The organism is Mumia spirodelae (assembly GCF_050632745.1).
GTDB lineage: Bacteria > Actinomycetota > Actinomycetes > Propionibacteriales > Nocardioidaceae > Mumia.
Map to the genome: position 1 here is coordinate 280,985 of NZ_JBODSD010000004.1, position 17,865 is coordinate 298,849.

General features: G+C 70.7%; 21 protein-coding genes. 8 read left to right on the forward strand and 13 right to left on the reverse strand.

Translation table 11 applies throughout. The features are described from left to right. Positions 1-18 precede the first annotated feature (18 nt). From ACQSSQ_RS19250 to rplS, 5 genes are all read right to left on the reverse strand, one after another. Positions 19-327 carry a DUF2469 domain-containing protein gene (locus ACQSSQ_RS19250; RefSeq protein ID WP_431328738.1) on the reverse strand — a complete coding sequence of 103 codons (309 nt, stop codon included), beginning with the start codon at positions 325-327 and terminating at the stop codon, positions 19-21. A gap of 67 nt (positions 328-394) precedes the next feature. Continuing rightward, positions 395-1,264: a ribonuclease HII gene (gene rnhB / locus ACQSSQ_RS19255; RefSeq protein WP_431328739.1), complete on the reverse strand. Its 870-nt coding sequence runs from the start codon at positions 1,262-1,264 to the stop codon at positions 395-397. A gap of 27 nt (positions 1,265-1,291) precedes the next feature. After that, positions 1,292-1,999, reverse strand: a complete 708-nt coding sequence (gene lepB, locus ACQSSQ_RS19260; protein WP_431328740.1) for a signal peptidase I — start codon at positions 1,997-1,999, stop codon at positions 1,292-1,294. A gap of 53 nt (positions 2,000-2,052) precedes the next feature. After that, complete coding sequence (gene lepB / locus ACQSSQ_RS19265; RefSeq protein WP_431328741.1) at positions 2,053-2,838, reverse strand: signal peptidase I; 786 nt, start codon at positions 2,836-2,838, stop codon at positions 2,053-2,055. A gap of 19 nt (positions 2,839-2,857) precedes the next feature. Next, positions 2,858-3,208 (reverse strand): 50S ribosomal protein L19, encoded by a 351-nt coding sequence (gene rplS, locus ACQSSQ_RS19270; RefSeq protein WP_431328742.1) that lies wholly within the window; start codon positions 3,206-3,208, stop codon positions 2,858-2,860. Between the two features lie 458 nt (positions 3,209-3,666). Here rplS and ACQSSQ_RS19275 point away from each other — a divergent pair, with 458 nt between their 5' ends. After that, positions 3,667-4,524, forward strand: a complete 858-nt coding sequence (locus ACQSSQ_RS19275) for a helix-turn-helix transcriptional regulator (RefSeq protein WP_431328743.1) — start codon at positions 3,667-3,669, stop codon at positions 4,522-4,524. Positions 4,525-4,538: 14 nt separating this feature from the next. Here ACQSSQ_RS19275 and trmD read toward each other — a convergent pair whose 3' ends face one another. The 4 genes from trmD to rpsP are packed head-to-tail and all read right to left on the reverse strand — an operon-like array spanning position 4,539 to position 6,508. Further along, positions 4,539-5,258, reverse strand: a complete 720-nt coding sequence (trmD, locus tag ACQSSQ_RS19280) for a tRNA (guanosine(37)-N1)-methyltransferase TrmD (protein WP_431328744.1) — start codon at positions 5,256-5,258, stop codon at positions 4,539-4,541. Further along, on the reverse strand, positions 5,258-5,800 hold the full coding sequence (gene rimM / locus ACQSSQ_RS19285; RefSeq protein ID WP_431328745.1) for a ribosome maturation factor RimM: 543 nt from the start codon (positions 5,798-5,800) through the stop codon (positions 5,258-5,260). Before rimM ends, trmD begins: the two co-directional genes overlap by 1 nt. Positions 5,801-5,804: 4 nt before the next feature. Next, on the reverse strand, positions 5,805-6,047 hold the full coding sequence (locus ACQSSQ_RS19290) for an RNA-binding protein (protein ID WP_431328909.1): 243 nt from the start codon (positions 6,045-6,047) through the stop codon (positions 5,805-5,807). An 8-nt stretch (positions 6,048-6,055) separates the two neighbouring features. Beyond that, positions 6,056-6,508, reverse strand: coding sequence for a 30S ribosomal protein S16 (gene rpsP, locus ACQSSQ_RS19295; RefSeq protein ID WP_431328746.1), 453 nt, complete (start codon positions 6,506-6,508; stop codon positions 6,056-6,058). 218 nt (positions 6,509-6,726) lie between these two features. Between rpsP and ACQSSQ_RS19300 the strand changes: the two genes are divergently transcribed. Next, positions 6,727-7,170 (forward strand): HIT family protein, encoded by a 444-nt coding sequence (locus ACQSSQ_RS19300; protein ID WP_431328747.1) that lies wholly within the window; start codon positions 6,727-6,729, stop codon positions 7,168-7,170. 91 nt (positions 7,171-7,261) lie between these two features. Here the strand turns inward: ACQSSQ_RS19300 and ACQSSQ_RS19305 are convergent, their stop codons facing one another. Beyond that, the gene (locus ACQSSQ_RS19305) at positions 7,262-9,178 is read right to left on the reverse strand and encodes an ABC transporter ATP-binding protein (RefSeq protein ID WP_431328748.1); all 1,917 of its coding nucleotides are present in this window, start codon (positions 9,176-9,178) and stop codon (positions 7,262-7,264) included. Beyond that, on the reverse strand, positions 9,175-10,908 hold the full coding sequence (locus tag ACQSSQ_RS19310) for an ABC transporter ATP-binding protein (protein WP_431328749.1): 1,734 nt from the start codon (positions 10,906-10,908) through the stop codon (positions 9,175-9,177). The genes ACQSSQ_RS19305 and ACQSSQ_RS19310 overlap by 4 nt, the downstream gene beginning before the upstream one ends. Positions 10,909-11,041: 133 nt before the next feature. Here ACQSSQ_RS19310 and ACQSSQ_RS19315 point away from each other — a divergent pair, with 133 nt between their 5' ends. From ACQSSQ_RS19315 to ACQSSQ_RS19330, 4 genes are read left to right on the forward strand one after another with little or no spacing between them, the layout of a single operon-like run. Further along, on the forward strand, positions 11,042-11,800 hold the full coding sequence (locus tag ACQSSQ_RS19315; protein ID WP_431328750.1) for an ABC transporter ATP-binding protein: 759 nt from the start codon (positions 11,042-11,044) through the stop codon (positions 11,798-11,800). 11 nt (positions 11,801-11,811) lie between these two features. Continuing rightward, the gene (locus ACQSSQ_RS19320) at positions 11,812-12,579 is read left to right on the forward strand and encodes an ABC transporter permease (RefSeq protein ID WP_431328751.1); all 768 of its coding nucleotides are present in this window, start codon (positions 11,812-11,814) and stop codon (positions 12,577-12,579) included. A gap of 24 nt (positions 12,580-12,603) precedes the next feature. Next, positions 12,604-12,960: a DUF1048 domain-containing protein gene (locus tag ACQSSQ_RS19325; RefSeq protein ID WP_431328752.1), complete on the forward strand. Its 357-nt coding sequence runs from the start codon at positions 12,604-12,606 to the stop codon at positions 12,958-12,960. A gap of 1 nt (position 12,961) precedes the next feature. Continuing rightward, positions 12,962-13,750: a MerR family transcriptional regulator gene (locus tag ACQSSQ_RS19330; protein WP_431328753.1), complete on the forward strand. Its 789-nt coding sequence runs from the start codon at positions 12,962-12,964 to the stop codon at positions 13,748-13,750. Here the strand turns inward: ACQSSQ_RS19330 and ACQSSQ_RS19335 are convergent. Further along, positions 13,747-15,141, reverse strand: coding sequence for a GntT/GntP/DsdX family permease (locus ACQSSQ_RS19335; protein WP_431328754.1), 1,395 nt, complete (start codon positions 15,139-15,141; stop codon positions 13,747-13,749). The two genes, ACQSSQ_RS19330 and ACQSSQ_RS19335, sit on opposite strands and share 4 nt — an antisense overlap. Continuing rightward, positions 15,141-15,668 carry a gluconokinase gene (locus ACQSSQ_RS19340; protein WP_431328755.1) on the reverse strand — a complete coding sequence of 176 codons (528 nt, stop codon included), beginning with the start codon at positions 15,666-15,668 and terminating at the stop codon, positions 15,141-15,143. Before ACQSSQ_RS19340 ends, ACQSSQ_RS19335 begins: the two co-directional genes overlap by 1 nt. 139 nt (positions 15,669-15,807) lie before the next feature. On the opposite strand from ACQSSQ_RS19340, the gene ACQSSQ_RS19345 reads away from it, so the two are divergent. Both ACQSSQ_RS19345 and ACQSSQ_RS19350 read left to right on the forward strand, forming a co-directional pair. Beyond that, complete coding sequence (locus tag ACQSSQ_RS19345) at positions 15,808-17,112, forward strand: DUF4437 domain-containing protein (protein WP_431328756.1); 1,305 nt, start codon at positions 15,808-15,810, stop codon at positions 17,110-17,112. Beyond that, positions 17,109-17,849, forward strand: coding sequence for a hypothetical protein (locus tag ACQSSQ_RS19350; RefSeq protein WP_431328757.1), 741 nt, complete (start codon positions 17,109-17,111; stop codon positions 17,847-17,849). The genes ACQSSQ_RS19345 and ACQSSQ_RS19350 overlap by 4 nt, the downstream gene beginning before the upstream one ends. Positions 17,850-17,865 lie beyond the last annotated feature (16 nt).

Genomic DNA, 17,865 nt, shown 5'->3' on the forward strand with positions numbered 1-17,865 from the left:
CGGGCTGGGGACGAGTGCTCAGGCCTTCGGAGGCTCGAAGTCGGTGTTGGCGAGCTCCTCGACGTTGACGTCCTTGAACGTCAGGACCTTGACGTTCTTGGCGAAGCGGGCCGGGCGGTAGATGTCCCAGACCCACGCGTCCGTCATCGTCACCTCGAAGTAGGCGTCGCCCGTCTCCGAGCGCACCTTCACGTCGACGGCGTTGCACAGGTAGAACCGCCGGTCCGTCTCCACCACGTAGGTGAAGATGCCGACCACGTCGCGGTACTCGCGATAGAGCGCCAGCTCCATCTCCGCCTCGTACCGCTCGAGATCCTCCGCGCTCATCGTCCTCCCTCGTCCGGGACCGCCCTTGTGAAACTACCGCGTACGGCGGCTGCCGCACGCGGTCCGTTCACGCGCCGCGCTCACCCCGCTCGCTCTCCGTCACCGTCGACACCTCGCCCGGGCCGCCGGACGCCCACCAGAGGTCGTCCTCTCCTCCCTCGGCGGCGAACGCGACCTCGTCGGGATCGGGCGTCTCCATCTCCCACGCCTCCTCCGGCACGGGCACCACGAGCTCGCCCTCCTCGGTCTCCTCGAGGACGACGCCGTCCGGGACGAGGCCCGGCAGCCGCCACGAGACCCGGTGGTGCGGCGTCGGTCCGAGCGAGGCGAGCGCGGCGATGTGCTCCGGCGCCGCGTAGCCCTTGTTGTCCGCCCACCCGTACTCAGGGTGCTCCTCGGCGAGACCGACCATGATCTCGTCGCGAGCCGTCTTGGCGAGGATGCTGGCCGCGGCGACGGCGGCGCAGCGCAGGTCGGCCTTGATCATCGTCACCACGGGCGGCACCCGGTCGACCACGGTCGGTGGCCCGTACAGAGTCGCCTGCTCCGGGACCGTCAGGTAGTCGTGGTTGCCGTCCAGCAGCACGGTGTCGGGCGCGACCGCGAGCTGGGCCAGCGCACGGTGCCCCGCCAGCCGGAGCGCGGCGATGATCCCGAACTCGTCGATCTCGCCCGGGCTCGCGTGCCCCACGCCGTGGGAGGGCGCCCAGCGCTTGATCCGGGGCACCAGCCGCCGACGTGCCTCGGCGGTGAGCAGCTTGCTGTCGCGTACGCCTTGGGGCGCCGTCTTCGTCGCCTCGGTGACCGCGACCATCGCGACCGTGACCGGACCGCACAGCGCTCCGCGCCCCACCTCGTCGCTGCAGGCCAGCGAGGTGATCCCGCCGCGGAGCATGCGGCGCTCGATCCGCAGCGACGGCGGTGCCGTCGGACTCATCGCGCCTCCTCCGTCATGGCTGCGACCTCAGTCGCGGTCGGGGACCCCGGCGAACGGCTCGTGGTCCGAGCCGCCGGAGCCGGCACGGCTGAGCGGCCACACGATCACCCACGACTTGCCGAGGACCGCGTCGGTCTTCACGAAGCCGCCGCCCGGCCCGCCCATGTGGGCGCGCGAGTCCTGCGAGTTGCCACGGTTGTCGCCCATCAGCCACAGACGACCCTCGGGCACCTTCACGTTGAACCGCTGGCTCGCGGTCGCAGACGGGTCCTTGACGTACGGCTCGTCGATCGAGACGCCGTTGACCTGCAGACGCCCCTCGGCGTCGCAGCAGACGACGTTGTCGCCGCCGACACCGATCACGCGCTTCACCAGGTGGCCGCCGGACGGGTAGAGCCCGAAGACCGAGAGGACCTTCTGGACCGGGCCGAGGTCCTCCTCGACCGTGGGGCCGAGCCAGTCGCCAGGATCGTCGAACACGACGACGTCCCCGCGCTGCGGCTCCCCGGTCCAGTAGGAGACCTTCTGGACGAGGATGCGGTCGTCGATCTTGAGCGTGTCCTCCATCGATCCCGACGGGATCCAGAACGCCTGGACGAGGAAGGTCTTGACGATCAGCGCCAGCACGAGGGCCACGACCACCAGCAGGATCGTCTCCTGCCACAGCGGAAGGGGCTTGCGCTTCGGCTTCGAAGGGCGCTCGGCGGCTGTCGCGGCCTGCTCGTGGGACGTCACGCCCACAGCGTAGCCCTGGCTCCCTGGCGCCACGGGCGCAGCCGGTCGACTGCTCAGTCGAGCGAGGAGAACGACTCGGGGTCGTGCAGCACGGCGCGGTCCTTCCAGGGCCAGACGACGAAGGCCACCTTGCCGACGACGTTGCCGTCCGGCACGAAGCCCCCTCCTGCCTCGTCGATGTGCGCCCGTGAGTCGGCGGAGTTGCCGCGGTTGTCGCCCATCACCCACAGGTGCCCCTCGGGCACGGTGACGCTGAACGGCGTCCGTGCGGTGGCCGCCGCTTCCTTGACGTACGGCTCCTCGATGGCGACGCCGTTGACCTCGATCCGGCCGGCGGTGTCGCAGCACTTGACGGTGTCGCCCCCGACCCCGATCACCCGCTTCACGAGATGACCGCCCGACGGGAAGAGTCCGGCCGACGACAGGAGCTTCTGGGCGGCGTTGGTCGAGGCGTGGACGTCACCGGCCTGCAGCCAGCCGCCCGGGTCGCGGAACACGACGACCTCGCCGCGGTGGGGCTCGCGCCCCCAGTACGAGACCTTCTGGACGACGATCCGGTCCTGGTCGCCGTCGGGGTTGCCGGTCAGCGTCGGCTCCATCGACTCCGACGGCACGTAGAACGTCTGGAGGAAGAGCGACTTCACCACCAGCGACAGCAGCAGCGCGACCAGCAGGAGCGCGAGGATCTCCATCCACAGCGGGATCGTCCGGTCGCCCCAGCGTCCGGCCGCCAGGCGCAGACGCGGACGCACCGGGCCGCCCGCGGTGCGGGCTGCCCGGTGCGTCCCTCGTGCCTCGTCCGGCCGACCGTCGTCCGGTCGGCCGTCACGCGTGCTCACAGTCTCCCCCCGAGACTGCTCAGGCCTCGCGCTTCTCCTTGATCTTGGCTGCCTTGCCGCGCAGGTTGCGCAGGTAGTACAGCTTGGCGCGGCGGACGTCGCCGCGGCTCACGACCTCGATCTTCTCGATGATCGGCGTGTGCAGGGGGAACGTACGCTCGACCCCGACACCGAAGCTCACCTTGCGGACGGTGAACGTGCGGCCGACGCCCGAGCCCTGGATGCGGATCGCGACGCCCTGGAACACCTGGACGCGCGAGCGGTTGCCCTCGACCACCTTGACGTGGACCTTGAGGGTGTCCCCGGCGCGGAACTCGGGAACGTCGTCACGGAGCGACTGGCTCGCGACGGCATCGACTACGTTGGTCATCTCATCTCTTCCTCGTCGGTGCCACAGGTCACCCACGGCATGCGCGGTGATTGCTTCGGAGCGGCGCTGCGACGCGTCGCGAGCGACGGTCCGGAGGCTCGGAACCCCTGTGGCAGCGGAGCCCAGCACCGACGTCCTAGTGTGCCACACCGGCCCCAGCGCCCGTTAATCGGCACAGAAGCAGGGCCCGGCACCGCGTTCCCCTCGGCATCACCCCCGCTGACGCCGGCGCGGACCGCGGTGCCGGGCCCTGCTGCGAGCGTAGGTCGGCCACGACCCGGGACGGAATACGTAGTGGTACGTACGCTGCGACGCCCGCCGCGACACGAGCCGTCGCGATGTCGCATCCGGCGCGGAGCCCGTTGCTCCCGCGGACTCCCGACACGTGACACGCCGCCCAGCCGGGACCACGCCCTTCGCTACGCTCGCCGAGAGGGACGAGACGAAAGAGGTGGAGGATGCCCGACGCCGCGCAGTGGATCGGCGTCGCTGCGGACGTCCTGACCCTCGACGACCTCGGCGAGGCGCGCCAGCGGCTGACCGACCACCTGCTCCGGGAGTTCGGGGCGGACGCCGGGGCGAGGATCGCGTACGACGCCCGCACCGGCGCGTTGACGCTGCACGGGTTCCCCCGCGACATCGCCTTCGACACCGAGCGCTGGCCGTACGGCCTCGAGACGCTCACCCACACCCACCCGCTGCTGCTGCACTACGTCCGCACCGGGTCGGTCGAGCCGGAGGTCCTGCTGCGCCCCGGCGTCAGCACGCGGACGCTCCCGATGCCGCTGGTGAGCCTGCTCCGCTCCGTCGGCGTCGGGCTCCACCAGCTCGCGCTCCCGCTGCGCAACGACCCCGACACCGGGCTCGAGGCGTACGTCCTGGTGCGCGACGAGCCCTTCCCGCGCTGGGCGCTCCCCCGCGCCCGCGCCCTTCACGACCTCGTCCGCGGGCTCGACCAGCACCTGCGGCTGCGCCTCGCGGCACCGGAGGCTCAGGCCGCGGCGCCCGGTGACGACGTCGGCCTGACGCCGCGCGAGCTCACGATCCTCTCGATGCTGGCCGAGAGCCGCACCGCGGAGTCGATCGGACGCAGTCTCGGCATCTCCGCGCGGACGGTGCACAAGCACCTCGAGAACGTCTACCGCAAGCTCGGTGTCAGCGACCGCGTGGCGGCCGTCACCGCGGCCCAGCGGCGCGGTCTCTTCCCGGCGAGCGCTCCGGCCGGCGGCGCCGCTGCCACGGGTCCCGGGACGGGACAGTCCCCCGCGTCGCCCGACCTCCCGGCTGGGGGCGAGGGCGTCTCGACCCTGGCCTGACCTCGGTCCGTGCGTCAGGCGTCGTCGCGCGGCAGCAGGTCCGGCCGCCGCTGGACCGTCCGCTCCTCCGCCTGAGCGCGGCGCCACGCGGCGATGCGGGCGTGGTCGCCGGAGAGGAGGATCGGCGGGACCTCGTGGTCGCGCCAGAGGGCGGGCTTCGTGTAGACGGGGTACTCGAGGAGACCGTCGGCGCCGTGCGACTCCTCCGCGAGCGACTCGGGGTTGCCCATGAACCCGGGCAGGAGCCGGATCACGGCCTCGATCACCGCCAGCGCGGCGACCTCGCCGCCGTTGAGGACGAAGTCGCCCAGCGAGATCTCCTCGACCGGCATCCGGTCGCCCGCCCAGTCGATCACCCGCTGGTCGATGCCCTCGTAGCGTCCGCAGGCGAACGCCAGCCACGGCTCAGCCGCGAGCCGCTCGGCGTCAGCCTGCTTGAAGGGCCGGCCGGACGGGGTCGGCACCACGAGGCGGGGCACCGCTGCAGGAGCAGCCTCGCTCGCCCCCACCGCCAGCAGGTCGTCGAGCGCCTCCCCCCACGGCTCGGCGCGCATCACCATGCCGGCACCACCGCCGTACGGGGTGTCGTCGACGGAGCGGTGCCGGTCGTGGGCGTGCTCGCGCAGGTCGTGCACGTGGAGGTCGAGGAGTCCGCGCTGCTGCGCCTTGCCCGGCAAGGACAGCGACAGCGGCGCGAGATAGTCGGGGAAGATCGTGACGACGTCGATGCGCATCAGTGCGGCGTCCCGGCGTCCTCGGACTGCTCGGGGTCCAGCAGGCCGGCGATCTCGGCGACGTGGACCACGCCGGCCTCGAGATCGACCTCGGGCACGAGGGCGACGACGAACGGGACGAGGACCTCGACGCCGTCGGGACGCTCGACGGCGAGCATGTCCTGAGCCGGCAGGTGGAGCACCTCGCGGACCGTCCCCCGCTCGACTCCCCCGCTCAGGACCCGCAGGCCCTCGAGCTGGTGGTCGTAGAACTCCTCCGGATCGTCCGGGCGTTCGGACGCGTCGACGTCGACGACGACCTGCGCGCCGCGCAGCGCCTCGGCGGCGGTGCGGTCGGGCACCGCGTCGAAGGTGACGAGCAGGCGTCCCTGGTGGGGACGCGCACTCCGGACGGACATGGTGCGGTCGGCACCGGACCGCGGACGCAGCACGACCGACGAGCCCGGGGCGAATCGCCTCTCGGGCTCGTCGGTCGTCAGGTCGATGCTGACCTCGCCGCGGATGCCGTGCGCCCGGCCGACCCGGCCGACGACGATCTCCACCGGCTCAGCGACGCCGGTCGACGTCGACGAAGTCGATGCGGGCCCCGCCCTTGCCGGCGAGCGCGCCGGCAACGGTACGGATCGCCGTGGCCGTGCGGCCCTGGCGCCCGATCACCTTGCCGAGGTCCTCGGGGTGGACCCGGACCTCGAACAGCAGACCGCGACGCAGCTGCTTGGGGGTGACGTCGACGTCGTCGGGGTGGTCGACGATGCCGCCCACCAGGTGCTCGATCACTTCGGCCACCATCACGGTGCTCAGGCCTCCGCGGGCTCGGCAGTCTCGGCGGACTCGTCGGCCGCCGGCTCCTCGGCCTTGGCGGCCTTCTTGGCCGGGGCCTTCTTGGTCACGGCCTCGGTGCTCGCGTCGCCGTGGACGGCCTTGAGCGCCTCGTTGAAGACCTCGGCCTTGTCGCGCTTGGGCTCGGCGACCTTGACGGTCGACTCGGCCTTCTCGCCCTTCGAGCGCTGGAGGTCGCCGGTGAGCTTGAGCAGCGCGGCGACGGCCTCGCTCGGCTGGGCGCCGACGCCGAGCCAGTACTGGGCGCGCTCGGAGTCGATCGTGATGATCGACGGCTCGGCCTTGGGGTTGTAGGTGCCGATCTCCTCGATGACGCGACCGTCGCGCTTGGTGCGCGCGTCGGCGACGACGACTCGGTAGAACGGCGTGCGGATCTTGCCCATCCGCTTCAGACGAATCTTGACGGCCACGGGTGTGGTGTCTCCTCAATGAACGTGGTGTGGTGATCCAACGGCTGCCGTGTGGGGAACGGGCCGTCTGATCGTGGATCCGGACGCGGCCGAATGAGAGGGTTCGAGCGCGAGACGGAATCGCGATCCATTGTGCCAGACCGCGTCCGTGGCCTCCAACTCAGCGGCGGCTCACCGGGACGGCCCGCGCTCGCCGCGACGTACGGCACACTGCTGCCATGAGCACGCTCTTCACCAAGATCATCGCTGGAGAGATTCCCGGACGCTTCGTGTGGGCCGACGACGACGTGGTCGGGTTCCTGAGCATCGGGCCGATCCGCCCCGGGCACACCCTCGTCGTCCCCCGGGCGGAGGTCGACCACTGGATCGACGCCGACGACGCGCTCCTCGGCCGCCTCACGCGGGTCGCCAAGCGAATCGGCGCCGCCCAGCAGGCCGAGTGGGACAGCCCGCGGGTCGGGACGATGGTGGCCGGGTTCGAGGTCCCCCACCTGCACGTGCACGTCTGGCCCGTGTGGGGTCTCGACGACTTCAGCTTCGCCGCCGTCGACCCGGACCCCTCCCCCGCGTCGCTGGACGAGGCCGCCGAGCGCCTGCGCAGCCGGCTCGTCGATCACGGTCACGGCGCGCACGTCCCGAGCGACGTCGCCTCGGCCGACTGACCAGCCGCGCCACGGCGCCACGTCGGTGCTCCCGTGGTCACGCGTCGGAGCGCGGTGACCACGGGCGCACCGACGTGGCGGGGATTGAGGATCAGATCTCGGCGCCGGCGAACTGGGCCTGGTAGAGCCGCGCGTACGCCCCTGCGGCGTCGAGCAGCTCGTCGTGCGTCCCCTGCTCGACGATCCGCCCCTGCTCCATGACCACGATGCGGCTCGCGTCGCGGATCGTCGACAGGCGGTGGGCGATGACGAAGCTGGTGCGTCCCGAGCGCAGCTGCGCCATCGCCCTCTGGACCAACGCCTCCGTGCGGGTGTCGACCGAGCTCGTCGCCTCGTCGAGGACAAGGATCGCCGGGTCGGCGAGGAACGCGCGGGCGATCGTGAGCAGCTGGCGCTGCCCCGCGCTGAGGTTGCCGCCGTCGTCGTCGATCACCGTGTCGTAGCCGTCGGGCAGCGTACGGACGAAGTGGTCCACGTACGCCGCCTGCGCGGCCGCGACGACCTCCTCCTCCGAGGCGCCGTCCGCGCCGTACGCGATGTTCTCGCGGATCGTCCCGTGGAAGACCCACGCGTCCTGGAGCACGACCCCGAAGTTGTCGCGCAGCACGTCGCGGTCCATCGCCCGGATGTCGATCCCGTCCAGCGAGATGCGACCCTCGTCGACGTCGTAGAACCGCAGCGCGAGGTTGGTCAGCGTCGTCTTGCCGGCGCCGGTGGGACCGACGATCGCGACGGTCTGGCCCGGCTCGGCGACGAGGTCGAGGTGCTCGATCAACGGCTTCGCGGGGTCGTACGAGAAGGACACGTCCTCGAACGCCACCCGCCCGCGCACGATCTCCGGCGCGAGCGCGTCCGGTGGGTCCGGGACCTCCTCGGCCTCGTCGAGCAGCTCGAACACCCGCTCCGCCGAGGCCACGCCCGACTGGAGCAGGTTGATCATCGACGCGACCTGGGTGAGCGGCTGGGTGAACTGGCGGGAGTACTGGATGAACGCCTGCACGTCGCCGACGCTGATCGCGCCCGAGCCGACCCGGACGGCGCCGATGACGGCGACCGCGACGTAGTTCAGGTTGGAGACGAACATCATCACCGGCTGGATGAGCCCGGAGACGAACTGCGCCCGGAACCCCGCGTCGTACACCCGCTCGTTGGCGGCGTCGAAGTCGACCCGCGCCTGCTCCTGGCGGCCGAAGACCTTGACGACCTCGTGTCCGGTGAAGTTCTCCTCGACGTGGCCGTTGAGCTGGCCGGTGGCCGCCCACTGCGCGACGAACTGTGGCTGCGACCGCTTCGCGACGGCGCCGGCGATGACGACCGCGATCGGGATCGTCACCAGCGCGACCAGCGTCAGCAGCGGCGAGATCGTGACCATCATGACCAGCACCCCCACCACCGTGAGGATCGAGACGAGGAGCTGGCTGATCGTCTGCTGGAGCGACTGCGCGATGTTGTCGAGGTCGTTGGTGACGCGCGACAGGATCTCGCCGCGGGGGCGGGAGTCGAAGTACGACAGCGGGAGCCGGCCGAGCTTGTCCTCGACCTCGCCGCGCATGTCGGCCACGGTCCGCTGGACGAGCCGGGTGGTGACGACGCCCTGGACATACATGAAGACCGACGACAGCACGTAGATCGCGAGGACGCCGACCAGGACCCACCCCAGGGCGTGGAAGTCGATCCCCTCGCCGGGCTGCAGGTCCATCGCCTGCACCATGTCGGCGACGCGGTCGTTGCCCTCGGCGCGGAGCCCGGCGACGACCTGCTCCTTGGACGCCCCGTCGGGCAGCGTGCTCGCGACGTAGCCGTCGAAGACGATGTCCGTGGCGTGGCCCAGGATCCGCGGGCCGATCACGCTCAGCGCCACACCGATCACGGCGAGCACCAGGATCGCCCAGGTGCTCACCCGGTCGCGCACCAGCGTCGCGAGCAGCCGACGCGCGGAGGCGCCGAACGACTTCGCGCGCTGCGGCGCCTGCATGCCCATCATCGGGCCGGGGCCGCGGCCGCTCATGCCGCCTCCTGCTCGGTCAGCTGGGACAGCACGATCTCGCGATACGTCTCGCAGGTCTCCATCAGGTCGAGGTGGGTGCCGGTCCCGACGACGCGGCCCTCGTCGAGGACGACGATGCGGTCGGCGTCGCGGATCGTGCTGACCCGCTGGGCGACCACGATCACGGCCGCGTCGGCGGTCACCGTTCTGAGCGCCCGTCTGAGTGCGGCGTCGGTCGCGAAGTCGAGCGCGGAGAACGAGTCGTCGAAGAGGTAGACCAGCGGGCGGCTCACCACCGCACGGGCGATCGCGAGGCGCTGGCGCTGCCCGCCGGAGACGTTCGTCCCGCCCTGCGCGATCGGGGCGTCGAGGCCCTCGGTCATCGCCTCGACGAAGTCACGGGCCTGAGCGATCTCGAGCGCCTCCCACAGCTCCTCGTCGGTCGCGTCGGGCTTGCCCATGCGCAGGTTGGAGGCGACCGTGCCCGAGAAGAGGAACGCGCGCTGCGGGACCAGACCCATCGCCGCCCAGACCTGCGGGAGGGCCCGGTCGCGGACGTCGACGCCGTCGAGCAGGACCCGGCCGCCGGTCACGTCGAACAGTCGCGGGATCAGGTTGAGCAGCGTCGTCTTGCCGCTGCCGGTCGACCCGATGATCGCCGTGGTCTCCCCCGGCTCCGCGACGAGGTCCACGTCGCTGAGCACGGGAGCCTCCGCCTCGGGGTAGCTGAAGGTCACGTCCTGCAGCTCGACCCGGCCCCGGGTGACGTGCGCGGTGTCGGCGTCGGGGGCGCTGACGACGCTCGGATCGGTCGCGAGCACCTCCTGGATGCGGTCGGCGGCCACCTCCGCCCGCGGCAGCAGCACGAACATGAAGGTCGCCATCATGACCGACATGAGGATCTGGATGAGGTAGGTCAGGTACGCCGTGAGCGTCCCCACCTCGAGGGTGCCGTCGGCGACGCGGTGGCCGCCGAACCAGAGCACCGCGACGCTCGAGGCGTTCATGACGAGCATGACGGTGGGGAACATCAGGGCCATCCACTGCCCGGCCTTGATCGCGACGTCGCGGTACTCGGCGTTGGCGACGGCGAAGCGCTGGCGCTCGTAGTCGCCCTTGACGAACGCGCGGATGACCTGGATGCCCATGATCTGCTCGCGCAGGATCCGGTTGATGACGTCGATCTTGCCCTGCATCTGCCGGAAGTAGGGACGCATGTGGGCGATGATGAAGCCGACCGCGACCACGAGGACCGGGATCACCACCGCGATCAGCCACGAGAGCCCGACGTCCTGCCGCAGGGCCATGATGATGCCGCCGACGCACATGATCGGCGCGGCCACCAGCAGCGCGAACACCATGAACGCGACCAGCTGGATCTGCTGCACGTCGTTCGTGCTGCGCGTGATCAGGGTCGGCGCGCCGAAGCGGGCGACCTCCTGCGCGGCGAAGGTCTCGACCTTCCCGAACACCGCCGCCCGCAGGTCACGCCCGAACGCCATCGCCGTACGGGCCCCGTAGTAGACCGCGACGATCGTGCAGACCACCTGGACGCAGGTGACGAGCAGCATGACGCCGCCGGTGCGCAGGATGTAGCCCGTGTCTCCGTTGACGATGCCCTCGTCGATGATGTCGGCGTTGAGGCCCGGGAGGTAGAGGTTGGCCAGCGTGGCGACCAGCTGGAAGACGAGCACGAGCGCGATCGCGCTGCGGTAGGGACGCAGGTACGTCCGCGCGAGGGTCCAGAGCACGCGACGACGTTACCCCCGGGGTGGTTGCGCCTCACACCGGATTTCGCCTCTGTACGCCGAGGGCGAACGCCGGCGGAGAAACCTCGGATCAGCGCTTGACCTTGACGCTGCGTCAGGGTTCCACGCTGTACGCATGACAACGACGCACGCAATCCAGATCGCGGGACTGACCAAGTCCTACGGCGAGCACGAGGTGCTCCGGGGCGTGGACCTCGAGGTGGCGCGAGGAAGCATCTTCGCGCTGCTCGGCTCCAACGGCGCGGGCAAGACCACGATCGTCAGGATCCTGTCGACGCTGCTCGCGGCGGACGGCGGGACCGCCACCGTCGAGGGCCACGACGTGGCGACGCAGGGGGCGAAGGTACGCGAGTCCATCAGCCTGACCGGGCAGTTCGCCGCCGTCGACGAGATCCTCAGCGGACGGGAGAACCTCCTCCTCGTCGCGAAGCTGCGCCACCTCAAGAACCCGGGCGCGATCGCGGACGACCTGCTCGCGCGGTTCTCCCTGACCGACGCCGGCGGCCGCAAGGTGGCGACCTACTCGGGAGGGATGCGTCGCCGGCTCGACATCGCCATGAGCCTGATCGGCGACCCGCCGGTGATCTTCCTGGACGAGCCGACGACCGGGCTCGACCCCCAGGCACGCATCGAGGTCTGGGACGCCGTCAAGGAGCTGGCCGGCCAGGGCACGACCGTGCTCCTGACGACGCAGTACCTCGACGAGGCCGAGCAGCTCGCCGACCGGATCGCGATCCTCCACCAGGGCCGGATCATCGTCGACGGCACCCTCGCCGAGCTCAAGCAGCTCCTCCCGCCCGCCACCGTCGAGTACGTCGAGAAGCAGCCCACCCTCGAAGACGTGTTCTTCGCGGTCGTCGGCACCGACAAGTAAGGAAGACAGAGATGACCACCCGCTTCGCCTCGGACACCGCCACCCTCACCGGGCGCTCGCTGAGCCACGTCACCCGCAGCCCCGACACGATCATCACGACCGTGATCACACCGATCGCCATGATGCTGCTCTTCGTCTACGTCTTCGGCGGCGCCATCGACGCCGGCCCCGGGACGGACTCGTACGTGGACTACCTGCTGCCCGGCATCCTCATCATCACCATCGCCTCGGGCGTCGCGTACACCGCGTACCGGCTCTTCACCGACCTGCAGAGCGGCATCTTCGAACGCTTCCAGTCGATGCCGATCGCCCGCTCGTCCGTGCTGTGGGCGCACGTGCTGACGTCGCTCGTCGCCAACCTCGTGTCGCTCGCGGTCGTCATCGGCGTCGCTCTGCTCATGGGTTTCCGCACCGGTGCGGGCGTGCTGGCCTGGCTCGCCGTGATCGGCATCCTGGCGCTGTTCACGCTCGGCCTCACCTGGCTGGCCGTCATCCCCGGCCTGACCGCCAAGACGCTGGACGGCGCCAGCGCGTTCTCCTACCCGCTGATCTTCCTGCCGTTCGTGAGCTCGGCGTTCGTGCCCACCGACAGCATGCCCGGCCCGGTGCGGTGGTTCGCCGAGAACCAGCCGGTGACCTCGATCGTCAACACCATCCGCGCGCTGTTCGCCGAGCAGCCGGTCGGCAACGACGTGTGGGTGGCCCTCGGCTGGTGCGTCGGCATCCTCGTCGTCGCGTACGCCCTCGCCCTCGCGACCTACCACCGCAAGATCGCCTGACCCCACCTCTCGAAGGAGAAGACCATGAGCAGCTTCCTGACCAAGATCGTCGGAGACAAGAAGCAGTGGAAGCGCATGGAGGCGCGTGCCGCCGAGCTCCCGCGCGACTACCGGGTCGTCTACGCGGAGATCAAGAAGTACCTGTGGCGGTTCACCTCGGGAGACGGGAGCGACATCGTCGCTATCCTCGACGACGTGCTCGCGACGTTCGAGGCTGGTGCAGCAGAGGGCAAGCGCGTCCTCGAGGTGACGGGAGAGGACGTGGCCGCCTTCTGCGACGAGCAGCTCCGGGGTGCCACGCCGTACGACGGCTTCCTCGCGACGTGGCGCGCGTCCCTCAACCGGGTCGTGCTCGACCAGGACGTGAAGAAGCAGCCCTGAGATGCTGACGATCAGCCAGCTGGCCTCCCACGCCGGCGTCACGGTTCGCGCGGTCCGGCACTACCACGCGAAGGGGCTCCTGCCGGAGCCGGAGCGCGACCGCTCGGGCTACCGCCGGTACGGCGCCCAGGCCGTCGTCGAGCTGATCCGGATCCGCACGCTGGCCGACGCCGGCGTCCCGCTGTCGAAGGTGCAGGAGCTGCTGGCCGCGGGACCGGAGGAGTTCGAGGCGGCGGTCGAGGACATCGACCGCCGCCTCCGGGCCGAGATCCGGGAGCGGCAGCGGCACCGGGAGCGGATCGCCCGCCTCGCGGCCGGCGACAGCCTCGCGCTCCCGCCCGAGGCTGTGGCCTACTTCGACCGGCTGCGCGAGCTCGGGTTCCAGGAGCGGTTGATCGAGGTCGAGCGCGACAGCTGGATCCTGATCGCCGCGCAGGTGCCCGACCTGGTGCCGGACCTCATGAAGGGCAAGTGGGGACAGCTCGACGACGGGACCCTGCGGACGCTGTACCGCGACCTCGGCGAGGTCGTCGACGCCCGCCCCGACGATCCCCGGCTGGCCGACGTCGCCGACCGGCTGGCCGGTCTGCTCGACGCGGCCTACGCGCGGGCGGGCGGCCACGTGGAGGAGGAGCACGACCTCGACCCCGGCCTGGTCGCCCTGCTCGACGAGGCGTTCCTCGAGTCGTTCCCGTGCGCGCCGCGGCTGCTCGAGCTGCTGGAGGAGCGCGGCTGGACCGGGTGGACGATGATCGAGCCCACGGAGCGTCGTCGCGCGCCGCGCGACTAGACCACCAGGTGCATCAGCAGGACGAAGACGAGTCCGGACACCGACAGCACGGTCTCCATCAGGGACCAGGACTTGATCGTCTGGCCCACCGACATCCCGAAGTACTCCTTGATCAGCCAGAAGCCGGCGTCGTTGACGTGGGAGAAGAACACCGAGCCCGCGCCGATCGCCAGCACGAGCAGCGACACCTCGCCCTGCGCCATCCCCTCGGTGAGCGGGACCATGATCCCCGCCGCCGTGATCGTGGCGACCGTCGCCGAGCCGGTCGCAAGCCGGATCAGCACCGCCACGAGCCAGGCCACGAGCACGACGGAGACGCCGGAGTCGGTGACGAAGTCGGCGATCACCTCGCCGATGCCGGTGTCGATCAGCACCTGCTTGAAGCCACCGCCCGCACCGACGATCAGGATGATCCCGGCGATCGGGGGCAGCGACGTGCTGATCGTGGAGCTGAGCTCGTCACGTCCCATGCCGGAGCCGACGCCGAGCGTGAACATGGCGACGATCACCGCGAGCAGCAGCGCGACGAGCGGCTCGCCGACGAAGTCCATGAACGCGTACGGCGCCGTGTCCTCGTCGAGCAGGAGGTCCGCGACCGCCTTCGCCATCATGAGGACGACCGGCAGCAGCACGGTTGCGAGCGTGACCCAGAACGACGGGCGACGGCCTTCGGTGTCGCGGCTCGCCTCGAACGCGGCGGAGTCGGCAGGGATGTCGACCCAGCGGTTCGCGGCCATCGTGAACAGCGGACCGGCGACCACGATCGTCGGGATCGCGACCAGGATGCCGAGGCCGAGGGTGATGCCGACGTCGGCGCTCAGCACGTCGATCGCGGCGAGCGGTCCCGGGTGCGGCGGCACGAAGCCGTGCATCGCGGAGAGCCCGGCGAGGGTCGGCAGCCCGACCGCGATGAGCGAGAGCCCGGAGCGCTTGGCGACCAGGTAGATGACGGGCATCAGGAGGACGAGGCCGATCTCGAAGAACATCGGCAGCCCGATGATCGCGCCGATGCCGGCCATCGCCCACGGGAGCATCCGCTTGCTCGACCGTCCGACGATCGTGTCGACGATCTGGTCCGCTCCCCCGGAGTCGGCCAGGATCTTGCCGAACATCGCTCCGAGGGCGATCAGCACGCCGACACCGGCGACCGTGGTCCCGACGCCCGCGGTGAAGCTCTCGAGAGTGTCGGCCAGCGGCATCGTCGCGACGGCGCCGACTGCGAGGGAGCCCAGCGTCAGGGCGAGGAACGGGTGGACCTTCAGCCACACGATGAGCACGACGATCAGTGCGATGCCGACCAGCGCCGCCGTCACGAGCTGCGCGGTGCCGGCGGCCGGCGTGATCGCCTCCTGCGTCCCGAGGAGTCCGAACAGGCCGGTGGGATCGCTCATCATGGTGCCTCCTGCTCGGGGACGACGTGGGTGCGTTCGAGGAACGTGTCGACGATCTCGGCCGGCGTCGGGGTGATGTCGAGCAGCTCCCCGTTCTCGTCGGGCTCGAGCTGCTCGAGCGTCTCCTCCTGCGACTGCAGCAGCGACACCGGCATGAAGTGCTCGCGGTGCTCCATCCGGGAGCGGATGAGGTCGTGGTCACCGGCCAGGTGGAGGAAGACGATCCGCGGGGCGGCCTCGACCAGCACGTCGCGGTAGACCCGGCGCAGCGCCGAGCAGCTCACCACTCCCCCGCCGGCGTCGTGCTCGTGGAGCCATTCACCGATCGCCTCCAGCCAGGGCCACCGGTCCTCGTCGGTCAGCGGCGTCCCGGCGGACATCTTCGCGATGTTGGCCTCGGAGTGGAACGCGTCCCCGTCCTCGTACGGAACCCCGAACCGTTCGGCGAGCTCGTGGCCGATCTCCGACTTGCCGACGCCGGAGATCCCCATCACCACCGCGAGCGGGGGCAAGGTCAGCGTGCTCATGCAGCACCTCCTGCCGCTGAGCGTGGCACGACCGACGGCACATCGCTGATCGGGATGACCTGTCTCACGGAACCTCTACCCACGGTCGCGGAATGCAGATATCGTATATTTTCATATCCGCATTCATCGAGGAGGCATCGTGCGACCCCACGTCGAGCTCATCCAGGAAGACGACTACGTCTGGCACGCCGCTGAGCTGCCCGGCGGCGAGGGGCGAGCCAGCGAGCGCCGGCTGTCCGTCGACGAGGAGGACGGCTCGTCCTCGCTCCGCGTCGACTTCCACACCGACTGGGGCCGCGGTCCGGGCATCCACCACGCCAACACCGAGTACTACGTGCTCGAGGGCGAGATCGACTACGGCGGCCGCACGATCGGCAAGGGCGGCTACGTCTACGCCCCGAAGGGGGTCCCGAACGACTACCTCCGGATCGCCGAGGGCACCAAGATCCTCCACTACCGCGAGTACGGCGACGCCGGCTTCGACCCCGTCGACGCCCTCGCCGGCGCCCAGCGCTGGGACGACTCCCGCGAGGAGGTCATCGTCATCGACTCCGAGGCGATGCAGTGGGACGCCGTGCCCAACCCCGGCCCGATGCCCGGCCTCTTCATCAAGTACCTCCACGTCGACCCGGTCACCGGCTTCTACACCCGCCTCGTGCACGCCCAGGAGGGCTGGGCGGACCACCGCCTCGCGCACCACCCGTGCTACGAGGAGGCCTACACGACCCAGGGCCACATGGAGTACAACTTCGGCACGCTCGACCTCGGCACCTACTTCTTCCGCCCGGCGCGGGTGAAGCACGGCCACTTCACGACGATGGAGGGGGGCGCGACGTGGCTGCTGCGCTCCGACGGCGAGCTCGCCAACTGGTACACCCAGAACGAGTGGGTCCGCTGGGGCGGCGAGGGCGTCAACTACGGCCCCGAGGGGCTCGACGAGACCCCGCACCCGGCCCTCCGCTGGGCGCACTCGACGCACGACATGGCCCAGCCGTGGCGTACCGACGAGGACATGCGCCAGCTGACGGCGTCCTGGCAGTTCCAGAAGGACCAGGGCCGGTACGACGCCCCGGTCGCGCACCACGGCGCCGGCGTGGACAAGGGGGCGATCGCGCTCGCGAAGGCCCTCGACGCCTACAACCTGCAGGGCGGCCACGACGGGCACGGCGACGGGCACAGCCACGACCACGACCACGACCACACGCACGACCACGACCACACGCACGACCACGACCACGCCGAGCCGGCCCGCGAGGTCATCAACCTCGACTGGGGCTGGAGCGGCAAGGACACCGAGCACGCCGACGAGCGCACCGACGAGAACGCCCACAACTGGGGCGCCGGTCGGCCGTGGAAGGCGGGCGACCCGATCCCCGCGCCGATCCTGTCGAGCATGCCGGTCCGGAGCCGTTCGCGCGGCCGCTGGGACGGGGACGGGATGTGAGCGGTCCGCTCGCCGCCGTCGAGGCGGTGCACGGGTTCAACGGCTACAGCGTCGCGATCCTCCTGCACATCCTGCTCTTCGCGTACTGGCTCGGCGGGGACCTCGGCGTCTTCTACTCCAGCCGCTACATCCTGCGCGAGGACCTGTCCCCGCAGGCGAGGGGGACGGCACTCAAGATCATGCACGGCGTCGACCTGGCCCCGCGGATCTGCCTGGTGCTGTTCCTGCCCAGCGGCATCACGTTGATGGCGTGGGGTCCGCTCGGCGACGAGTTCTTCGTGAACGGGCCCCTGCTGGCGCTCGTGTGGGTGGCAGGCCTCGTCTGGCTCGCGATCGCGGTCTACGACTACTTCCGCGACACGACGACCCGCTTCGGCCAGACCGTGCAGCGTCTCGACCTCGTCGTCCGGTACGGCCTGGGCGGCAGCCTGCTCGCGGTCGGCGCGTACACGATGGTCGTGACCGAGCCGTTCGGCGTGGACACGAACCCGCGCTGGCTCGGGGCCAAGCTCGCCGCGTACGCGCTCTGCATCCTCGCGGGCGTCCTGATCCGGTGGAAGCTGCGCTCGTTCGGCCCGGCCTTCGGGCGGCTCATGGCCACGGGCTCCACGCCCGAGGTGGAGCGCGACCTGCGCGCCTCGCTGCGCGGCTGCGAGCCGTACGTGTTCGCGATCTGGGGCTTCGTGCTGCTCGCCGCCGTGCTCGGCGTGATCAAGCCCGGGTCGACCGCCTTCTGAGCACAGCGACTACGAC

Coding starts and splice junctions, on each gene's coding strand:
- ACQSSQ_RS19250 (WP_431328738.1), bottom strand. CDS start 327: ATGAGCGCGGAGGATCTCGAGCGGTACGAGGCGGAGATGGAGCTGGCG.
- rnhB (WP_431328739.1), bottom strand. CDS start 1,264: ATGAGTCCGACGGCACCGCCGTCGCTGCGGATCGAGCGCCGCATGCTC.
- rplS (WP_431328742.1), bottom strand. CDS start 3,208: ATGACCAACGTAGTCGATGCCGTCGCGAGCCAGTCGCTCCGTGACGAC.
- ACQSSQ_RS19275 (WP_431328743.1), top strand. CDS start 3,667: ATGCCCGACGCCGCGCAGTGGATCGGCGTCGCTGCGGACGTCCTGACC.
- trmD (WP_431328744.1), bottom strand. CDS start 5,258: ATGCGCATCGACGTCGTCACGATCTTCCCCGACTATCTCGCGCCGCTG.
- ACQSSQ_RS19290 (WP_431328909.1), bottom strand. CDS start 6,047: ATGGTGGCCGAAGTGATCGAGCACCTGGTGGGCGGCATCGTCGACCAC.
- ACQSSQ_RS19300 (WP_431328747.1), top strand. CDS start 6,727: ATGAGCACGCTCTTCACCAAGATCATCGCTGGAGAGATTCCCGGACGC.
- ACQSSQ_RS19305 (WP_431328748.1), bottom strand. CDS start 9,178: ATGAGCGGCCGCGGCCCCGGCCCGATGATGGGCATGCAGGCGCCGCAG.
- ACQSSQ_RS19315 (WP_431328750.1), top strand. CDS start 11,042: ATGACAACGACGCACGCAATCCAGATCGCGGGACTGACCAAGTCCTAC.
- ACQSSQ_RS19320 (WP_431328751.1), top strand. CDS start 11,812: ATGACCACCCGCTTCGCCTCGGACACCGCCACCCTCACCGGGCGCTCG.
- ACQSSQ_RS19325 (WP_431328752.1), top strand. CDS start 12,604: ATGAGCAGCTTCCTGACCAAGATCGTCGGAGACAAGAAGCAGTGGAAG.
- ACQSSQ_RS19330 (WP_431328753.1), top strand. CDS start 12,962: ATGCTGACGATCAGCCAGCTGGCCTCCCACGCCGGCGTCACGGTTCGC.
- ACQSSQ_RS19335 (WP_431328754.1), bottom strand. CDS start 15,141: ATGAGCGATCCCACCGGCCTGTTCGGACTCCTCGGGACGCAGGAGGCG.
- ACQSSQ_RS19340 (WP_431328755.1), bottom strand. CDS start 15,668: ATGAGCACGCTGACCTTGCCCCCGCTCGCGGTGGTGATGGGGATCTCC.